Source organism: Staphylococcus sp. EG-SA-10, assembly GCF_017151945.1.
In the GTDB taxonomy this organism is placed as follows: domain Bacteria; phylum Bacillota; class Bacilli; order Staphylococcales; family Staphylococcaceae; genus Staphylococcus; species Staphylococcus aureus.
The window spans coordinates 25,276-44,006 of the sequence record NZ_JACVZJ010000002.1; the positions used below are offsets into that span (position 1 = coordinate 25,276).

An 18,731-nucleotide genomic window follows, 5' to 3' on the forward strand; every position below is an offset into this window, starting at 1 on the left:
ATAAATATGAGGTTAGCAATTTCTATCAAACCGCCATAGCCACATCTCGATTCAAGGATACATTTGTTTTCTCATATCTTATCTCTCATGACAGTACACGATATATATTTTCCAAATATTCATCACTTTTTTCCCGTTAAAATCATTTCTATTATTAACGCTTTAATGACAACTTATTTAATTTATTGCATTTAATACCTTGCTTCATTTTGAAATATTAACTTTAATCGACTAGCTCACAACACTATTTCCCCTTTCCACCTATCACTACTGAATTCAAAACGATTTGTTTACAAATTCCCTTATGCCAACGGTCGAATTTTATCATGTTTACATTTAATTGCAAATGCCCCCTTGAAATAATTTAAAATTAATATTATTCTTAGCATGCTAGTCGGAATTATATTCAAAAATTTGAGGAGTGACGTTCATGAATGCTTTTCTTACACTGATCAATATTATTGTATTGGTGATTTTCATCGTAATATTGCACATGATGGCTCATAAACATATATCTTTTGCGAAACGTGTGTTTACAGCTTTAGGGATTGGTATAGTATTCGGAGTGTTATTGCATCTTGCCTATGGAACACATTCGAATGTTATTACATCAACAAGTGACTGGTTCAACATTGTCGGACAAGGTTACGTTGCTCTGTTGCAAATGATTGTGATGCCTTTAATTTTCATTTCTATTGTCGCTGCATTCACTAAAATTCAAATCGGAGAAAAGTTTGCTAAAATTGGTAGTCTCATTTTTATCTTTTTAATCGGCACTGTCACGATTGCTGCGATTGTAGGAGTTGTGTATGCCTTGGTGTTTGGTTTAGACGCATCAACAATTAATCTTGGCAACGCTGAACAAGCACGTGGAAGCGAAATTGCTAAACAAGCAAAGGATTTAACAGCACATACGTTACCACAACAAATTTTGGAATTATTGCCTAAAAATCCATTCTTAGATTTCACTGGACAACGTGCAACTTCCACTATTGCTGTCGTGATATTTGCTTCGTTTATAGGATTTGCTTATTTACGCGTAGCACGCAAACAACCTGATCATGGTGAATTGCTTAAGCGTGCGATTGACGCTATCTATTCACTAGTAATGGCGATTGTGACGTTCGTCTTACGTTTAACGCCATACGGTGTATTAGCAATTATGGCCAACACGTTATCGACAAGTGACTTTGGCGCCATTTGGACTTTAGGAAAATTCTTAATCGCATCGTACGCTGCATTAATTACGATGTATATCATTCACTTAATTATTTTAAGCCTGTTAGGCATTAGCCCTATTCGCTATATTAAAAAGACTTTGGAAGTATTAATCTTTGCATTCACATCACGCTCAAGCGCGGGTGCCTTACCACTGAATGTACAAACACAAACAAGACGTCTAGGCGTGCCGGAGGGTATTGCCAATTTCGCTGCGACATTTGGATTGTCGATTGGACAAAATGGTTGTGCAGGCATTTACCCTGCCATGCTTGCAATTATGGTCGCACCCGTCGCTAATGTAGAAATTGATTTACAATTTATTGTAACGTTAATCGCTGTCGTGATTATTAGTTCATTCGGCGTTGCTGGCGTCGGTGGCGGGGCTACATTTGCATCCATATTGGTGTTGTCAACGTTAAACTTGCCAGTCGCTTTAGCCGGCGTGCTCATCTCCGTTGAACCATTGATTGACATGGGTAGAACAGCATTAAACGTGAACGATTCAATGCTAGCTGGTACAGGTACCGCCAAGTTAACTAAACATTGGGACAAAGATACTTTCGAATCAAATGATAATGCTGCATTAACTTCACACTAATTCATTGCAAGAAATACCCGCCCCCTCTAGCTATACTTATCATTTTAAGCTAGAGGGGGCGGGTTATTTTGGTATCTTGCTATCGCTGTATTAAGCCTGATTTTTGCAATTGTTCTAACATATCTAATCTTGCTTTGTTTCCTAGGAACATCTCAATTTGCTGCGACCATGTTTCTTTGCGATTCCCGTTTGTGCGTTGATCATAGTACTCGCTGATTGTCTGATCGTAATCTGCCATTTGTGCATACTGTGTTTCCTTATCAGCATGATACTTATTATGATGGAAGACATGGTCAAATGGTAAGCGTGGCTTGGCTGCACCATTTTCGTCATCTGCGGGTTCCCCTACTGCCATACCAAATACCGGGAAGACATAGTCAGGTAAGTCTAAAATTTCTCGAACTCGTTCAACATCATTTCTTAATGATCCTAAAAAGACAATGCCATACCCCATATCTTCAGCAGTTACCGCAATATTTTCGGCAACTAATGCTGCATCGATTGCACCTACTAGCAAACCTTCCGTTGAACCATATGCATTTTCCATATCAGTTTCAGCATGTTGATCAACTAAATGATGACGATAATAATCAATAACAAAGACGAATAAATAGCCATTTTCTACAACATAAGGTTGACCAGAAACTTCTCGTAAATTTTCTTTAATCTTCTCATCGTCGATACCAATAATTGAGTATGCTTGTAGGAAACTTGACGTCGAAGCGCTTTGTCCAGCTTCTACCAATTTCTTAACAACGTCTTCACTTAAAGGTTTATTCTTAAATTTCCTAACAGAATGATGCTTTTTCACAAGATTATATACATGATCTGACACGTTATCCACTCCTCGATACTTTACAGTTAATTAAAAATCTTCATATTGCAATTGTACACGTCCAAACTTTTTTATAGCAATTATTTGCTTATAAGTTAATAATTGAACTTTCAAAAATATTGTATCGTACTTAAAAAATCCAGTTTCTCACGCATTACCTTCATCCATCTCGAACAAATATTCTCACACCATTATCAATAAGGTTGACTTAGTTGAGAATACAAATCTTCTTTTTTTACATTTTTTACATTAAAATCAAGATATTAAATATAGACACAACCTTTTAAATCATCGACTACAAAATCCATTATCAAAGCACTTTATATTATCTTTCTTTATTTTAAAAGTAATCGTTCACTTTACAAATTTATCCAGTTGACTATTCTGGATCAAAATGTAATAATGCTAACTAAGAGATTAGAATTATTATAATTAATCACAATCAATTGATAGTTCTAATTCATACTTAAATTCTTAGGAGGAAGATATTTATGTCATTAATTAACAAAGAAATCTTACCATTTACAGCGCAAGCTTTCGATCCAAAAAAAGATCAATTTAAAGAAGTTACACAAGAAGATTTAAAAGGTTCTTGGAGTGTAGTATGCTTCTATCCTGCTGACTTCTCATTTGTTTGTCCAACTGAATTAGAAGACTTACAAAACCAATATGAAGAATTACAAAAATTAGGCGTAAATGTATTCTCAGTATCAACTGATACTCACTTCGTACACAAAGCATGGCATGACCATTCAGATGCAATTAGCAAAATCACTTACACTATGATTGGTGACCCATCACAAACAATCACTCGTAATTTTGATGTATTAGATGAAGCTACTGGTTTAGCTCAACGTGGTACATTCATTATCGACCCAGACGGTGTTGTACAAGCATCTGAAATTAACGCTGACGGAATTGGCCGTGACGCTAGTACATTAGCTCACAAAATCAAAGCAGCTCAATATGTTCGTAAAAACCCTGGCGAAGTATGCCCAGCTAAATGGGAAGAAGGCGCTAAAACATTGCAACCCGGTTTAGATTTAGTAGGTAAAATCTAAGGAGGCATTACAACCATGCTTAATGCTGATTTAAAACAACAACTTAAACAATTATTAGAACTAATGGAGGGCAACGTTGAATTCGTTGCCAGCCTTGGTTCAGATGATAAATCTAAGGAACTCAAAGAATTATTAACAGAAATTTCTGATATGTCACCTAGACTTTCACTTTCTGAAAAGTCTTTAAAACGTACACCAAGTTTCTCAGTCAATCGTCCTGGCGAAGAAACAGGTGTAACATTTGCAGGTATTCCATTAGGTCACGAGTTTAACTCACTTGTTTTAGCAATTTTACAGGTTAGTGGTCGTGCACCTAAAGAAAAACAGTCAATCATTGACCAAATTAAAAACTTAGAAGGTTCATTCCATTTTGAAACATTCATTAGTTTAACGTGTCAAAAATGTCCTGATGTCGTTCAAGCACTTAACTTAATGAGTGTGATCAACCCTAACATCACGCATTCTATGATTGATGGTGGCAGTGTTCCGTGAAGAATCTGAAAACATCATGGCAGTCCCTGCTGTCTTTTTAAATGGCGAAGAATTTGGCAATGGTCGTATGACAATCCAAGATATTCTTTCGAAACTAGGCAGTACGGCAGATGCATCTGAGTTTGAAAATAAAGAACCTTATGATGTCTTAATCGTTGGTGGTGGTCCTGCTAGTGGTAGTGCAGCGATTTACACAGCACGTAAAGGTTTACGTACTGGTATAGTTGCTGATCGTATCGGTGGCCAAGTTAATGATACTGCTGGTATTGAGAACTTCATTACTGTTAAAGAAACAACTGGTTCTGAATTTTCTTCTAACTTAGCAGCGCACATTGATCAATATGACATTGATGCAATGACAGGTATACGTGCTACAGATATCGAAAAGACTGACGAAGCAATTAAAGTTACATTAGAAAACGGTGCTATCTTAGAAAGTAAAACAGTCATTATCGCTACTGGTGCAGGTTGGCGTAAGCTAAACATTCCAGGTGAAGAGCAATTGATTAATAAAGGTGTTGCATTCTGCCCTCACTGTGACGGACCTCTCTTTGAAAATAAAGACGTAGCAGTTATCGGTGGCGGTAACTCTGGGGTTGAAGCAGCAATTGACCTTGCTGGTATCGTTAATCATGTTACATTATTCGAATTCGCTAGCGAATTAAAAGCAGATAACGTGTTACAAGATCGTTTACGTTCTTTATCAAATGTTGATATCAAAACAAATGCCAAAACTACTGAAGTTGTCGGAGAAGACCATGTTACAGGTATACGTTACGAAGACATGAGCACCGGCGAAGAACATCTACTTAACTTAGATGGTATCTTTGTTCAAATTGGTTTACTTCCAAACACATCATGGTTAAAAGATGCTGTTGAATTAAACGAACGTGGTGAAATTGTTATTGATCGTAACAATAATACGAATGTTCCTGGTATATTCGCAGCTGGTGATGTCACAGATCAGAAGAACAAACAAATTATTATTTCAATGGGCGCTGGTGCAAATGCAGCATTAAATGCCTTTGACTATATTATCAGAAACTAAAGTTTTCACAGTTTCATTGACAGTATCTTACATTTGTTAAGATGCTGTTATTTTTTTATCCCGACATAAAATCATGTTATGATAAACTTAATATATACAGCGAGATATGCGATAATGCTTAAAGTATGTACCTCTCGCAAACAAATCAATATGAAAAATGATATTGAGAAGGAAAAGTATGTGAATGAAATCATTATGCTTTTACGTACGATACCTACGTCTAAATTAGTACAACCAATTATGCAGTTATTTATAGATAATGCTATCCTTAACAACGTTTAAAACGACGCATTATTGATAGAAAAAAGCAACTTATGCACGTAATCATTTACGTCTATGGTCATTGCAAGGTCATCGTGACATTCCACACTAATTCAACGTTACTCTATTAGCATGAATACATATTTTTTCAATTAAAGATAAACTAAGGAGTTATATTACATTATGAAAAAGAGATTACTACTAAGTACATTTTTAGCATCGACATTAATTCTTACAGGTTGCGCGTCCGATCAACCTGATAACGAAGATCATCACACAAGTACTGGCATCCATGCACCTAAAAGCGCTAAAAAATTAGAAACAAAAGATATCTTTAACTCAGATAAGAAAAATAGTGATATTAGTGAAGCAGAGATGAAGCAAGCTATAGAAAAGTATTTGTCTGTAAATAGCGATATACTTGATAACAAATATATAATGCAACATAAACTCGATAAACAAATTGACAGTCAAACAAAAGTGACTGAAAAACAAGCAGAAACACTTAGTCACTTATCTAACTTAGCTGTTAAAAATGATTTGCATTTCAAGAAATTTGTCACTGAAAACAATATTCCTAAAGAATATAAGAAACCCGTTGAATTAATGATGAATTACTTCAAAGCTTTAAATAGTACAATCGCCAATGTTGATGAAGATATTGAAAAGCTTAGCTATCAACCGCAAAATAAAATCAATGTAGTCGACGTGCCAACGAAATATGCCGGTGATGTTAATAAAAAACAACAAGATAAAATTAAAGATTTCTTAAAATCTAAAGGTATCAAGAGTGATGTTATCGATAAATAACTGAAAGCCATCATTGCGACATGTAACACATCATTACATGCGCTTTAATTCATGACAATTCTTTATCTTTAAAAGTGACTATTCTTTGAGAAAATACATTTTAACCAATACCATACCATTTTGGGAGTGGGACAGAAATGATATTTTCGCAAAATTTATTTCGTCGTCCCACCCCGGCAAGGTTGACTAGAATTGAAAAAAGCTTGTTACAAGCGCATTTTCGTTCAGTCAACTACTGCTAATATAACTTCGTAGAGCATAGAACATTGATTTATGTCCCAGCCTGTTTTTTATTGGTCTTAAATTCTCTATCCATCCTAAAATCCCCATTAGTTGACGCATTTGACTATATCCCTAACATATTCCATACTTATATTGACTCTATAAACAAAGGATGGTCATGATGAAAGTTCGAATTACTTTTATTATTTTAGCAATTTTATCGACGATTGTTTGCTTGTTCTTAGCAGCAATGCATCCAACAGGACCAAACACAGTAACTTTTGAACAGCCATATTTATTCACCCTCAACATCATTATAATGGTATTAGTCGCATTACCTTCACTTGTTTTAGCTATATATGATTATATGAGTTTTAGAATTTCTTCTGCTATTTTACAATTTCTAGGGGCTATCTCTTAGTTCTTTTTATCATTGATATTATCGCTCACACAATTTACACCTTTTACATTAGCGTCATTTATAACTTCAATTATTTTGTTCGTAAGCGCAATTATCACATTAGCTATTGGTGATAAGTCTGTTGATAAGAATGATTCCCATTAAATTCCAAATGCAAAAAAGGTTCTGAAGGCCGCTATAAAACACAGCTTTTCAGAACCTCTATACTTCTATTCAATGATATATGGTTTGCAATTTTCAACTTTTAAATCCACAGCTTCTTCCCGTGAAACGTTATTAAAATAAACCATTAAACAACGAATGACAACTTGATGTGCAACAATGACGATATCATCTTTTTGTGTATCTTCATTGACAACATGATTCATAAAATGTTCTACGCGTTGATATACATCTTCATAACTTTCTCCTTCAGGCGCTTTTTGTGAAAAACTATGACGAAAGTCTTTAAAGTTTAGATCATTGAAATATTTTTCATATTTCGGATTCGCACTGATTTCATCTTTATATTCACCCTCAAATACGCCAAGTGAACGTTCTCTTAATAGAGGCGTAGTCGTTGATGCAATGTCATATGGAAAAATATGTTCAAACGTTTGCTGTGTTCTTAATAAGTCTGAAACATATACATGTTTAATCTGTTTCTCTTTAAAATAATCACATAAATCGTCTGCACTTTTTGTGCCAGTATCCGTTAACGGCACATCTAATTGTCCACAAAAATAAGATCTAAAATGTTTATTATCATAATTCGATTTTGATTCGCCATGTCTAACTAAATAAATCGTCATAATATTACTCCTTACCTTATGTATTTCATATCTACCATAACACTTTGACTACTAATTCGATATCAATCTTAATATTCTATTCTAAAAAAATAATTAATTCATATTTTAAATTAATGACTCTAAAAATAGTATTGTCTTTAATCAAGTGATGTGTTACTATATGGGTGTAGTTCTTAAATGACTACACAGTCTTTTATATTCATGAACATAATACTCCTGGATGGCGCAACCCAACGTCATCCTTTTTTTATTTGTCAAATACTCGTTTTTTTATTTCCAACCTCTCCTCATGTTAATTTATTACTTTTCAATCCTATCTTACCTACATTTTCAAATATTATAATACATATTGACCATTTTCACGCAAATAAAAAAGATGACAACTGAATGCCATCTTTATTTCAATTCAACCTAAGTTGAATATTTTATTTTTTACGAACAGCTCTTAAAATTAAAGTTACCAGTGCAATTAAGATAATTGAACCAATTAAAGCTGGTAAGATGTAAATACTTCCTAGTTCAGGACCCCAATGTCCTAATAATGTTCCACCTAACCATGATCCAATAATACCTGCGATAATATTACCTAAAATACCACCTGGGATATCTTTACCCATAATAGCACCAGCAGCCCATCCAATTAAGCCACCGACAATTAACATTCCAATAAATCCAAACATAATTTTCAGTCTCCTTTTTCTATTTATTTTGCGTTATTCTAAGTAGTACCCGTTATTAGACTTTCTAAAACAAATTCAAATTATTTTTATCTAAATATTTTTCAAAGTAGTAATTGAATATCAATTTTATTCAATGTAGCTATCGTTATTTAAAGTCTCTGTACCGGCAATATCAAATACATTATTTTTTCTGGCGAATTCATAGCTTGATTATTTTATGTTATAGGACTAGAATATACACATATTATTAGAGCATCTTTGAATTTTAAATCAAGAAGCGAGGTTAATGAACAATGAATATGCATATTTTATATAACTTACGAACTAAACATAATTTAGAAATTGACGAATTAGCACAACAATTAAATGAGAAATATGGTACTAAATATGAAGCACATCAAATTTGGGAATGGGAGAATCATCACCATGAACCTAAATTTAAAGATGCCATGCATTTAGCTGACTTCTTTGATGCACCATATGAAATGTTTTTAGAAAGTAAGGTTAAAGAATATCAGAAACATTTAGAAGAAGTCGATATTCGCATGGATAAATAGATGCAATTAAACCCTCACAACACGTTAGGCATATATCCTTTCAAATCTATACTGGATATATTACATTGCGTTGTGAGGGTATTTTAATAATTAATATGAATTAAGACATGTTATTATCATTAGTATTACGACATATTTTAGTGATCTTGCTCACTCTTTAATACTTTACCGTTTTTAGCATCAACAGTAACTTCTTGTTTTTTATTACCTTTTTTCAAATCGATATTGTAAACAAGTTTGCCATCATCTTTTTCAAGTGACCATTCTTTAATATCACCATCAAATTCTTTTTGTCCTTCTTTAATGGCTTTTTTGTAATCTATAGCATCGCTATATTTAAAGTTATCATTTTCATTCACTGTATCTTCTTTTTCAGTCTTTTTGTTAATCACTTTTTTATTTTTATCAGCAACAAGTACTTCTGACTCTTCACCAGATTTTTGTTGCGTCACTTTATAAGCCCATTCACCATTAGAATTTTCAAATGAAATTCCTTTCAACTTTTGGCCTTTGTAAGTTTCTTCAGCTTTTTTCACAGCATCTTCTGGGCTTGTTTTAACATCTTTTAATGCAATAACATCTTTTGTTGTATTAGTGTCTTGATTAGTATTTGACTCTGTTGATTTTGTTTCATCTTTTGGAGTATCATTGCCACATGCAGTAAGCACCACCGCTGACATTGATAACACTGCTAATGATTTTAATTTCATAATATCACTCTCTCTTCCTTTTTTTGAAACTCATAACAAAAGCTTATATGCTATATAGATTGTATTACCCCTTGTTTTTAATTCTATTCATAATTATTACAAATTTTTTTAAATTACTCTTCATGTGTCACTTCATTTCGTACTCATCTTTAAAATGAACCATGTAATATAAACCCGTTATTATCGCCTCAATTTGGCTAATGCTTTCTTTGGTACTTCTTCCTTTTCAACTTCTTCAAAAGTTTCTACATGATGACCTTTATGTGTAATTTTCAAGTATCTATGCGGTTTAACATCAAATGTAGCAGTATACATTAATTGCGTCTCTTTCCCTTCTTTATTAAAAGCACTTTGACTATAACTTCGGAGTTGATCATCTATTCTAGTAGACACCTCTGTCGTTTTAACATAAGAAACATCTTCCTTTACTAATGGGTTAAATTGATCTGTTATACCATGAGAGTCTATTGTTTTTAAAATGAATAAAGCAGCATAAGCGCCAATGATAGTAAGTGCAAGATATGTTATTGTTTTTAAAATCGTTTTCAAAAGATCACCTCTGACAAAATATAAAATAGGATGTCTCTGAAAACAACTTACATAATTGTAATTAAAATGTAAGTCTTAGGAGAAAATGATGGTATTTGAATCTGAAAGATACGAATCGTTTTTAAACTAAGTTATTTTATAGAGACTTTATTATGGAATTGAAAGAAGTTAATTTTAAGGTTGTCGAATGTAAAAACATATTGATTAACCATAAAAGAGAAATTATTTTTGCAAATTTCGGCATTAACATCATTAAAGAATTTTCTATATGATGGTGCTAATCATAACAAAGAAAGCTAGGCACCTTTAGATACCTAACTTTCAAAGTATTAGCGATAAAGCACTGTATATACTAATTTAACTTAATTTCAAACTTGTTCAATGTCATTAACTCTTTTCACAAGTTCGAAAGTTACATTTTTTATATCATCAGTTTTAATTTTTACATTTTCCCTATCTTTTTGTAGCTCTTTATGCGACTCTAATGTATATTTACCGCCATTCTTTGTATTTATGACGATGTTACCTTTAGGCAAATGTTCTCCCATATATAAGCCATAAGAAATATGAGCAAATCTTATAATATGATCCAATTCTTTTAAAGTGACAACTTCTTTATTAAGAGTAATGTTCCTCTTAGGTGTATACACTCTGCCAGCAACTGTGTATGTACCTTCTAAATGTATGCGAACTTGATTTTCATTTAAAGGTCTCTCTGAATAAACCCAATTCCTAGATTTATTAGATTTTCCGTTTATTGTATTTTGGCTGTATCTATCGTACAGTTTTTTAACCAAAGCTTTTTCTGAATTATTTGGTACTTCTTCAACTTTTTGGAATTGTTTATCTTGTACACTTGAGGAATTTTGTGTTGACGCGTCTGCTTTTGGATATATTCCAAATGTTCCCCCATAGATGATACCTAGCGATAGAATAGATTTTAATACGATTGAATTTTTTGAGTCATATTTTTTGAACATATTTAATTACCTCCTTGATGTAAAGCTTTATTTGCTACAATTATAAAAATAATAGACGTGTTCATGAATTAAATTCATCTTAACTCTTGATTAACTTTAATTCGCTACCACTCTGAATTTAATAACTATAAATCGTCTACACATAATTGGAGTAAATCTAAGAGAATAGAATTTGTTAATTTAAAATAGTAAGCAATTCAAAGTTATATGTGTAATAGATAAAATAGATATCTCTATAGTGATGCGTTACTAGCTAAACGTAATAACACTTTAGAAGATAATGAAGATAAGGAGTTACTGGATTGTTTCGACTATGTAATTAAGTATAAAAATATCCAACGAGAAAACGTAATTATAAAATGGTAAAAGCTATGGTACAGTTTCAAATTGCTAATGGCATGCGTATCGGTGAGCTACTTGCAATAAAGAGAGAAAATATAAACTATGAAGATAAAACGCTAGATATCGATGGTACAATTAATTGGATAACTGAAAAATGACGGGAGCATCCGGAGTAAAGGAGACAACTAGAACAAGTAACAGCTATAGGCCTCACTATCCATAGCATCGACATACTAAGAAGACTTATGCTTGGAATGATAAGTTTATTAATATAGGTTACATATTCACAAATGCAGCTGGTGGCCCTATCGACTCGAACAAAATTAGCGACATTATTAAAGGGGGCACTATCAAAGAGACAACTGAGATTAGTTCTATTAAGAAACCTGTAACGACGCATACATTACATCATTCGCATATATCTACACTTACTCAATTAGGAATTAACTTAAAAGCAATGCAAGAGCATGTAGGTCATTCAGATTATAAAAAAATCTAGAGATATACACACATGTTACTAATCAGATGGCGAAAGATATGATGAATAAATTTGAATGATTGGGGAGTTAATATTGGAAAAAGATGATACACTAGCAGAAATTAAGCCTATGCTCAATTTTGATGAGCAAATAGCGAAATTAAAACAGATGAATATATTTTTTAATATTATTGACACCGAAAAAGCAAATGAAATTCTTAGAAAAAATAATTACTTCTTCAAACTAGCTTATTTCCGAAAAAATTTCGAAAAAAAGAATGGCGGCTATTTCATAGAATTTGCTTATTTATCAGATTTAGCAACTATAGATATGAAATTAAGATACACAATGTTGCATTTAACTTTAGATATTGAACATAGTTTAAAGTGTCTAGTCTTAAAACTAATAACAGAAAATAACCAAGAAGATGGTTATAAAATAATAGATGAGTTCTTATGTATTGATAAATCATATAGCAATTCAAATTTTGACACAAATTCAAGAACACCAGAAGAAGTTATGGAAACCAAAATCAAAAATAAAAACGAAATATTCAAGCATATGAATAAACGAGGACAACTACCCGAGAAGTTGAATAAATACTATCAAAATCCACCCGCATGGGTTTGCATTGAATTCATGCAACTAGGTCAATTCGTTTCGTTTCTCAACTTCTATTACAAGAAGTACAATGACGAAGAATTGAGAGTTGCTAATATTTTAATGCCTTTAGTTAAAAATATAAGAAACAAATCAGCTCATAACCAACCCATCATAGCAAATCTAAATTATGACAGTAGATCTCCTCAATATTTATTTGAAAAAGGGAATAATATAGGCATATCTAGAAACATGTTCGGAATAAAAAATTTCATAGATACTTTCGCTACGCTAGAATTGCATAATCAAGTTTGTAGTAATGCAATTATCCAAGCAAGATATCACGATTTGGACCAACTTCAAAAGCGATATAAAAGAAACGAAACCTATTATAAAAATGCATTAGCTATCAAAAGATTTTTTATAGCTTTAGATAAAATTATTGACTTCAACAGACCAAAAGTATAAACTATCTAGTGAGGAAAGAGACTTATAGGTCTCGCGAGTTATTTTAATTCGTATGCAAGAAAAAGAAGAGCTATGCATTTTATTTAAAATGCGTAGTTCTTTTTTTATTCATTTAAATTCATATTATTTTTGTAATATAAACATATCTTTGTGCAAATCCCAAACACAAAACTTCACCTCATCTTTTTTACCCTTTTCTGTCCCTTTTCTATATCCCAAAGCATAAAAAAATCCCCCATAAGCCTATGCCTACGAGGGTTATAATATATTAAATATTATTGTTCTTCTTATATATATAGCTATTTTATGAATAATCATTAGTGTTCAAAAAGCTGTTAAATCAATGTTTTATACTCATATTGTTCATTTTGAAAGTCTATGAACATTCACACTATTTCGTAACTTTGCGAACTTTTTGCGAACATACTACCCTTGCCCCTAGTTTCACAATTACGCCTTTTTTTCGCCTTTATAATAACCACACTCCTAAATTAATAGGTGGTGCGGTTTGATCATTTATAATATAACATAAAAAACAACCACCCAGTAACTAGTATGGGTGGTTAAGATGTGCCTTTAGCACTTAATAAAACCGATAATATGCTTTATTATGTCGCAAATATTTCAGCGACTTGTTATGCACCACCACACAAACTTACTCCCATCCAGGAACACAGAGCTTTGTCGCTCGTCAGCAACGTCATATGAATTCTCAGTTCATGTTGTGGTGACACTTTAAACGGTCTGTGCCAGTAGCGACCGAGTCATTTCAAGAATGACCATTTCACATTTATATTATAACACTTGTCGTGCGTAACTGTATAGTTTTTCAGTTGTATTTAAAGTTAAGTTATCTACTTCGCGCTTTCCTTGCCTTAATTGTGAAATTACATATTGCGCTACGCCAGTTTGTTTGTGAATTTGGTAACCTGTTATATCACTTTTGATCAATTCAATTATTTTTAATTTATAATCACTCATATTATCTACGTCCATTCTTTTTATCTAAACAATAAAAATGTGTTTTTCTCCCGATAAATAATAACAATGGTAGGCTTAATAAAAACAATATTAAATACATTTGTTCTGTCATAATTGAAAACCTCCAAATAATATTATATTATATAAGTGTAAGGAGGAGCCATCAGGCTCCAAGCATAATGTTAATCTTTGTTGTTTGGCTTTCGGTCTAGGTAGCCGAGATGCCATTCTCTAAGTTGTTTTAACACTTCTGGAATTATCAGTACTGCCAATACTTGATGTTCTAGAAGTGTTTTTATTATGTCTAGCATGAGGCTTTTCACCTCCTTACACATAATTTGTAAGTCATCAACTAACCTACAAATATAATTATACTAAACAAACGTTTATTATTCAAGTGTTTTTTAAAATTTGCATAAAAAAATAGGCAAGTACCGAAGTACCTGCCTAAACAACAACAAGATTAACATGTGAATAATGGAAATAAAAAGTCAGCCCGAAGGCTAACTTACGAATAGATGAAAATTTGAACACATTGCTGTGTCTAAAACGATTATAGCATAAATGACGAATATTTCTAGCTCAAAATTATTATATTTTAATGATAAAATTTTATGGATTTGTTAATAATTATTTAATTGATTTACATAAATAATTATTGTAAAATTACTTTGTAATCGATTGCAAATAAGTTATAGGAGAAAATAAAATGAATAAAAAACTATTAACAAAAACATTGATAGCAAGTGCTTTAGTTTTAACAACAGTAGGTTCAGGTTTTCATTCTTCTTCAAATTATAATGGTATTAATAACGTTGCAAAAGCTGCTGAAACAACAGACGGACAGTTGTGGAAAAATGTAAGAGACGCTTTAAAAGAAGCAAGTATTATCGATAAAACAGATCAAGAAACAGTTAAAGTAACTTACAAATTAGAAAATGGTGGTGAAGGTAGCATTACTGGCACTGCCAATTTGGACGAGCTTAGTACTTCTAATAATAATACTGTTAACACTGATAGTGTTAACACTGTCGATATTACAAGAGTTAATCCAAACGGAAATAAATTAGATGCTAATGAAGCATGGAAAAAATTAACAGATAAATTAAAAGAGAAGAATATCGTTAAAGACGGCGATACAGTAACTATTCACAGTAAAGACTCAACTGACCCTGAAATTTCAGCTAAAGTTGGTGAAAACTATAATGGCAACAAGGGGTTAATGCTAAATCAGAGAGATATAACAAAAATAACTATAACTAAATAATATTAGAAAAGGCAGGTACTCTATAAGTGCCTGCCTTAATTACTAACTCTTCATATTTACTTTTTTAAAATATAATTTCACTTTTTCTTTGTCGTAAGATAAACTTCAATCTTCACATCTTTAGAATCAACCAATTTATTATCATTGTACATCATTAAATATTTAGATTGGTCAAATTTATCTCCTGGTGCAGGCATCATGTCATACCAAAAGCTATTCTCACTTTCTATAAATTTAATATATCCCGTTTCATAAGGCGAGTTGTTAAATTCATAGAGTTTTTTATTTTTCACCAAATAGTGACGAGTTAGGTAATCTAATTCTTGAGCAGTCACTTTTTTCTTATTAGTTTGTACGTCAAAAGATAATAAATTTTTACCATCTTCAAATACCCTAACAGTAATACTTCTATATTTATCTAATTGGTTTCCATTATGCTCAGTTACACCACCATACATACAAGTTTTTCGTTTGTCAGTTTGATGTGAATTAATATCATTCGTTTTTTTAGAAAAATAACATTGATAGTAATAATTAGCTCCAAACACATCTACGTATTTATCTTTGTATTTATCAGCTAAATCTTTGTTTTTAAATTCGACTCGAACATTATCATAATTCCCTAACTTAGTGTCCTTAATAGAATATATTAAGTCAAAGTATAGAAATTGATCTATAGATTTAACGTTTATTGCTGATACATGATTATCATCATACAAAACTTTCATATTTTCCATCAAACCAGTGAATTTACTCGCTTTGTGCAACTCATCTGGTTTAGGATCTGGTTGACTCTCTGCTAAAACGTTGGGTGTAGAAATAACTAATATCAGTACGAATATCAAAATTACATGTGAAATAAATAATCTCTTATACATTTTTTATCTCCTTTATCCAACATTCCCAAAAAGTATCTAGATACACTTTAAATATATGTTATAATCTTAAATATTCAATTAAAAAAACATTAAAAGAAACTTAATTATATTTAATAATCTCACGTTATTTATATTAATTAAGTTATTCTTTTAAAATTAAATAACTATACATCACCTAAACTTATATACAAAAACATCTCTAACAACATAGTGTTTTTTCATAATTATTTTTCTACCTAGTTCTAATTTTATGACTGTATAATGTTATGAACACTATATAGCACAATTAAACGTTGCTTCAATCTCCTCAATCCTCTAACGGAATATCATCCACAATCACAGGATGACTAGGGTTAGCATTAGATACCTCTTTTACAGTTTTGTCTAACTTCTCATCATCTCCGTCCCATTCACCAATATTAATGAATATAGGGACATTCCCGTTAATATCATGCTTATCTGTAAATAACTTATGGTATTTACCCAACATATCACGAGCTTTTAAACGATCACTTGGCTTAATTGGCACCTCTACCAGTTCAACATGTTCGTTATAGACTAACTGTACTTTGCCACTTTGTGGATTCTCTTTATATTCTCCACGTTTGACCACAACTTCTTTCGTTTCTGTTTCATCACCGACTGCCGCATTCGTAAGCACATGTAGTAACTCTTTTGCGGTTAATACATTCTCATCTATAACCTTATCTTTTTGTTCTTGTATATATTGCTTGATGTGTGGCTTCTTCAATAACCTACACCCTGTCACATGTGCGCTATTTGCGCTATAGCCTGCTTTTATGGCACTTTGTGTTACATTAAGTGTTCTTATATACTCATTCACAAAACGCGCTTGTTTTGCCGTTAACTCACTCATTCTATCACCTCCACAATTTTATCTAATAAGGTTTCATACCATAATCTTACAGATTGTTCTGAACACTCTAAGACATTGCTAATATCTTTAAAACTACGTCCTTGTATTAAAGAATCGAAAATATAAAACTCTTTATCATTAGCTACTTGGTCAACAATCATTTCTAAGTGATTCTTTACAATATGATCATCAATGTTATCGTCTGCCATCCATTCATTAGAATTTTCATCACCTATTGAAAAGAATTCATCGGTATTTATTTCATCATCTATCAACACATCACTTCTAGTTCGCTTATGATAATCACAAACGAAGTCTTTTATTTGCTTTTTATCCATTGTTACACCACTTTTACATATGAAGATTGGTGATATGCATTTACTCGTGCAATCTTACTGTTTTCAATTGCTGTATTTCTTTGTTTTTGACGTTCTGAACGTTGTTTAATACTTGCTTGATACAAATCAACTTGTAAGCGTTCAATGACGTTGTAGGGCTTATATCGTCCATTTGAACGCATATATTTTACAACTTGCTTCTGCTCTTTTTCTGTATAATGATTTAGTACCTTTTTCAACAACGCCATATTATTTATAGATCTATTTTTATAGTTTTGTAACCCTGCTTTTGTTTCAATAATTTTGATAACTAATTTTTCAATCGGATATGAGACAGACACGACCCCCATTATTTCATCACATGTTGTGGTCGACGCACTCATATGGTACATACTTTCAATTTGGAATTCACACATCTTAATTTTTTTATTAATAAATGCTGGGTTAAATTGCGTTAATAGTTGATACTCAGATAGTTTATTGTCGCCATTACGATAATATAAACAATTCTTCGTTTTAAGCAGTTTCATACGTTCACTCCTATAAAGAGAGCCTACCCAAATTGGATAGGCTATTTTTGATTTAAGCGTTACGGAACACTTCGTTATACTTACTTTGAATGTTAATAATTTCTATATCGCCATCACTATCTTTGATGACTGGTTGCCCGTTATTTTGTAACCCAAACTGTCTTAAAACATTATAGTTATACTCTAATTTTTGATATTCTTCATTATTTCGATATGGATAAATTACCTTTTCTACCAATACATCAAAGTAAGGTTTTAACCTTACATTTTCATCTTCAGTAAGACGACTTTCTATCGCTTTTTTATAGATATTAAGTTCATATACATTAGTGGTTTTAGGATTGGCATTATAAACAAGATTAAATAGTTCTTCTGCATCAATTAAATTTACTTTCGCCTCTATGTCTTGACGTTTCAACATTTCAACTTGTGGATTCTCATATGAAGATTCTTTCTCTTTTTGTTGGATTTCTACTATTTTTTCTTCATGTTCATCTAATAATATTTGTCCTAATTCTTTGAATTTAGATTGTAGGCTCAAAGCCTTATTATCCATTTTATTTTTAATAACATCCGTTTTATAGCCTTGTCTAATTAATGATTTCGTTTCTGTTATTAGCTCTTCAAAATCTCCTAACAAATTTCTATAACGTCTATCATTAAAATATACATCCCACGTATCACCCGTGATTGTTGTAGTTGTCATTTATAAGTACCTCTTTCTTTAGTTTTTGT

22 protein-coding genes and 4 pseudogenes are annotated in these 18,731 nt (G+C 32.0%); 11 read left to right on the forward strand and 15 right to left on the reverse strand.

The features are described 5' to 3' along the window. Positions 1-244 precede the first annotated feature (244 nt). The gene (locus tag IDG45_RS02145; RefSeq protein WP_031901229.1) at positions 245-346 is read right to left on the reverse strand and encodes a hypothetical protein; all 102 of its coding nucleotides are present in this window, start codon (positions 344-346) and stop codon (positions 245-247) included. Between the two features lie 84 nt (positions 347-430). On the opposite strand from IDG45_RS02145, the gene IDG45_RS02150 reads away from it, so the two are divergent. Further along, a complete protein-coding gene (locus tag IDG45_RS02150) occupies positions 431-1,819 on the forward strand; it encodes an L-cystine transporter (protein WP_000990999.1) in 1,389 nt (462 codons plus the stop codon). A gap of 79 nt (positions 1,820-1,898) precedes the next feature. On the opposite strand, the gene nfsA is transcribed toward IDG45_RS02150, so the two are convergent. Beyond that, entirely contained in the window at positions 1,899-2,654 is a 756-nt protein-coding gene (gene nfsA, locus IDG45_RS02155) for an oxygen-insensitive NADPH nitroreductase (RefSeq protein WP_001279728.1), read from the reverse strand. 491 nt (positions 2,655-3,145) lie between these two features. Here nfsA and ahpC point away from each other — a divergent pair, with 491 nt between their 5' ends. The 5 genes and pseudogenes from ahpC (at position 3,146) to IDG45_RS02180 (ending at position 7,113) form a co-directional block, all read left to right on the forward strand. After that, entirely contained in the window at positions 3,146-3,715 is a 570-nt protein-coding gene (gene ahpC, locus IDG45_RS02160) for an alkyl hydroperoxide reductase subunit C (protein ID WP_000052781.1), read from the forward strand. Positions 3,716-3,730: 15 nt separating this feature from the next. Then, positions 3,731-5,255 (forward strand): annotated as a pseudogene (ahpF, locus tag IDG45_RS02165) (alkyl hydroperoxide reductase subunit F). Positions 5,256-5,390: 135 nt separating this feature from the next. Next, positions 5,391-5,628: pseudogene (locus tag IDG45_RS02170) on the forward strand (hypothetical protein); the annotation flags it as partial. Between the two features lie 71 nt (positions 5,629-5,699). After that, on the forward strand, positions 5,700-6,326 hold the full coding sequence (locus IDG45_RS02175) for an NDxxF motif lipoprotein (protein WP_000746682.1): 627 nt from the start codon (positions 5,700-5,702) through the stop codon (positions 6,324-6,326). A gap of 403 nt (positions 6,327-6,729) precedes the next feature. After that, positions 6,730-7,113: pseudogene (locus IDG45_RS02180) on the forward strand (YdeH family membrane protein). 65 nt (positions 7,114-7,178) lie between these two features. Here IDG45_RS02180 and IDG45_RS02185 read toward each other — a convergent pair. Continuing rightward, a complete protein-coding gene (locus tag IDG45_RS02185) occupies positions 7,179-7,760 on the reverse strand; it encodes a histidine phosphatase family protein (RefSeq protein WP_000158372.1) in 582 nt (193 codons plus the stop codon). 177 nt (positions 7,761-7,937) lie between these two features. Here IDG45_RS02185 and IDG45_RS02190 point away from each other — a divergent pair, with 177 nt between their 5' ends. After that, positions 7,938-8,147, forward strand: a complete 210-nt coding sequence (locus IDG45_RS02190; RefSeq protein ID WP_014532735.1) for a hypothetical protein — start codon at positions 7,938-7,940, stop codon at positions 8,145-8,147. A gap of 38 nt (positions 8,148-8,185) precedes the next feature. On the opposite strand, the gene IDG45_RS02195 is transcribed toward IDG45_RS02190, so the two are convergent. Then, the gene (locus tag IDG45_RS02195) at positions 8,186-8,440 is read right to left on the reverse strand and encodes a GlsB/YeaQ/YmgE family stress response membrane protein (protein ID WP_000466742.1); all 255 of its coding nucleotides are present in this window, start codon (positions 8,438-8,440) and stop codon (positions 8,186-8,188) included. A 293-nt stretch (positions 8,441-8,733) separates the two neighbouring features. On the opposite strand from IDG45_RS02195, the gene IDG45_RS02200 reads away from it, so the two are divergent. Then, positions 8,734-8,997 (forward strand): helix-turn-helix domain-containing protein, encoded by a 264-nt coding sequence (locus tag IDG45_RS02200; RefSeq protein ID WP_001055897.1) that lies wholly within the window; start codon positions 8,734-8,736, stop codon positions 8,995-8,997. 137 nt (positions 8,998-9,134) lie between these two features. Here the strand turns inward: IDG45_RS02200 and IDG45_RS02205 are convergent, their stop codons facing one another. The 3 genes from IDG45_RS02205 to selX form a co-directional block, all read right to left on the reverse strand. Beyond that, positions 9,135-9,707, reverse strand: coding sequence for a PepSY domain-containing protein (locus tag IDG45_RS02205; RefSeq protein ID WP_000769722.1), 573 nt, complete (start codon positions 9,705-9,707; stop codon positions 9,135-9,137). Positions 9,708-9,887: 180 nt separating this feature from the next. Continuing rightward, positions 9,888-10,256: a YxeA family protein gene (locus tag IDG45_RS02210; protein ID WP_000849165.1), complete on the reverse strand. Its 369-nt coding sequence runs from the start codon at positions 10,254-10,256 to the stop codon at positions 9,888-9,890. Positions 10,257-10,624: 368 nt separating this feature from the next. Further along, positions 10,625-11,236: a staphylococcal enterotoxin-like toxin X gene (gene selX, locus IDG45_RS02215; RefSeq protein ID WP_000475322.1), complete on the reverse strand. Its 612-nt coding sequence runs from the start codon at positions 11,234-11,236 to the stop codon at positions 10,625-10,627. A 246-nt stretch (positions 11,237-11,482) separates the two neighbouring features. On the opposite strand from selX, the pseudogene IDG45_RS02220 reads away from it, so the two are divergent. Together IDG45_RS02220 and IDG45_RS02225 are read left to right on the forward strand one after the other, a co-directional pair. After that, positions 11,483-12,136, forward strand: a pseudogene (locus tag IDG45_RS02220) (tyrosine-type recombinase/integrase); the annotation flags it as partial. A gap of 50 nt (positions 12,137-12,186) precedes the next feature. Next, positions 12,187-13,125: an Abi family protein gene (locus IDG45_RS02225; RefSeq protein WP_072357673.1), complete on the forward strand. Its 939-nt coding sequence runs from the start codon at positions 12,187-12,189 to the stop codon at positions 13,123-13,125. A gap of 795 nt (positions 13,126-13,920) precedes the next feature. On the opposite strand, the gene IDG45_RS02230 is transcribed toward IDG45_RS02225, so the two are convergent. From IDG45_RS02230 to IDG45_RS02240, 3 genes are all read right to left on the reverse strand, one after another. Further along, positions 13,921-14,106 carry a hypothetical protein gene (locus tag IDG45_RS02230; RefSeq protein ID WP_001286805.1) on the reverse strand — a complete coding sequence of 62 codons (186 nt, stop codon included), beginning with the start codon at positions 14,104-14,106 and terminating at the stop codon, positions 13,921-13,923. Between the two features lies 1 nt (position 14,107). Continuing rightward, complete coding sequence (locus IDG45_RS02235) at positions 14,108-14,218, reverse strand: hypothetical protein (protein WP_000139423.1); 111 nt, start codon at positions 14,216-14,218, stop codon at positions 14,108-14,110. A 70-nt stretch (positions 14,219-14,288) separates the two neighbouring features. Next, entirely contained in the window at positions 14,289-14,441 is a 153-nt protein-coding gene (locus tag IDG45_RS02240) for a hypothetical protein (protein WP_001788502.1), read from the reverse strand. Positions 14,442-14,815: 374 nt separating this feature from the next. Between IDG45_RS02240 and IDG45_RS02245 the strand changes: the two genes are divergently transcribed. Further along, a complete protein-coding gene (locus IDG45_RS02245; RefSeq protein ID WP_001035615.1) occupies positions 14,816-15,373 on the forward strand; it encodes a DUF4888 domain-containing protein in 558 nt (185 codons plus the stop codon). A gap of 77 nt (positions 15,374-15,450) precedes the next feature. Here the strand turns inward: IDG45_RS02245 and seb are convergent, their stop codons facing one another. The 5 genes from seb to IDG45_RS02270 form a co-directional block, all read right to left on the reverse strand. Next, positions 15,451-16,251, reverse strand: coding sequence for a staphylococcal enterotoxin type B (seb, locus tag IDG45_RS02250; RefSeq protein WP_000278086.1), 801 nt, complete (start codon positions 16,249-16,251; stop codon positions 15,451-15,453). 307 nt (positions 16,252-16,558) lie between these two features. Beyond that, entirely contained in the window at positions 16,559-17,128 is a 570-nt protein-coding gene (locus IDG45_RS02255; protein WP_001293089.1) for a terminase small subunit, read from the reverse strand. After that, positions 17,125-17,466: a hypothetical protein gene (locus tag IDG45_RS02260; RefSeq protein WP_000358778.1), complete on the reverse strand. Its 342-nt coding sequence runs from the start codon at positions 17,464-17,466 to the stop codon at positions 17,125-17,127. The genes IDG45_RS02255 and IDG45_RS02260 overlap by 4 nt, the downstream gene beginning before the upstream one ends. A gap of 2 nt (positions 17,467-17,468) precedes the next feature. Next, on the reverse strand, positions 17,469-17,996 hold the full coding sequence (locus IDG45_RS02265; protein ID WP_000771368.1) for an encapsidation protein CP3: 528 nt from the start codon (positions 17,994-17,996) through the stop codon (positions 17,469-17,471). A gap of 52 nt (positions 17,997-18,048) precedes the next feature. Next, positions 18,049-18,702, reverse strand: coding sequence for a hypothetical protein (locus IDG45_RS02270; protein WP_000214172.1), 654 nt, complete (start codon positions 18,700-18,702; stop codon positions 18,049-18,051). Between the last annotated feature and the right edge of the window lie 29 nt (positions 18,703-18,731).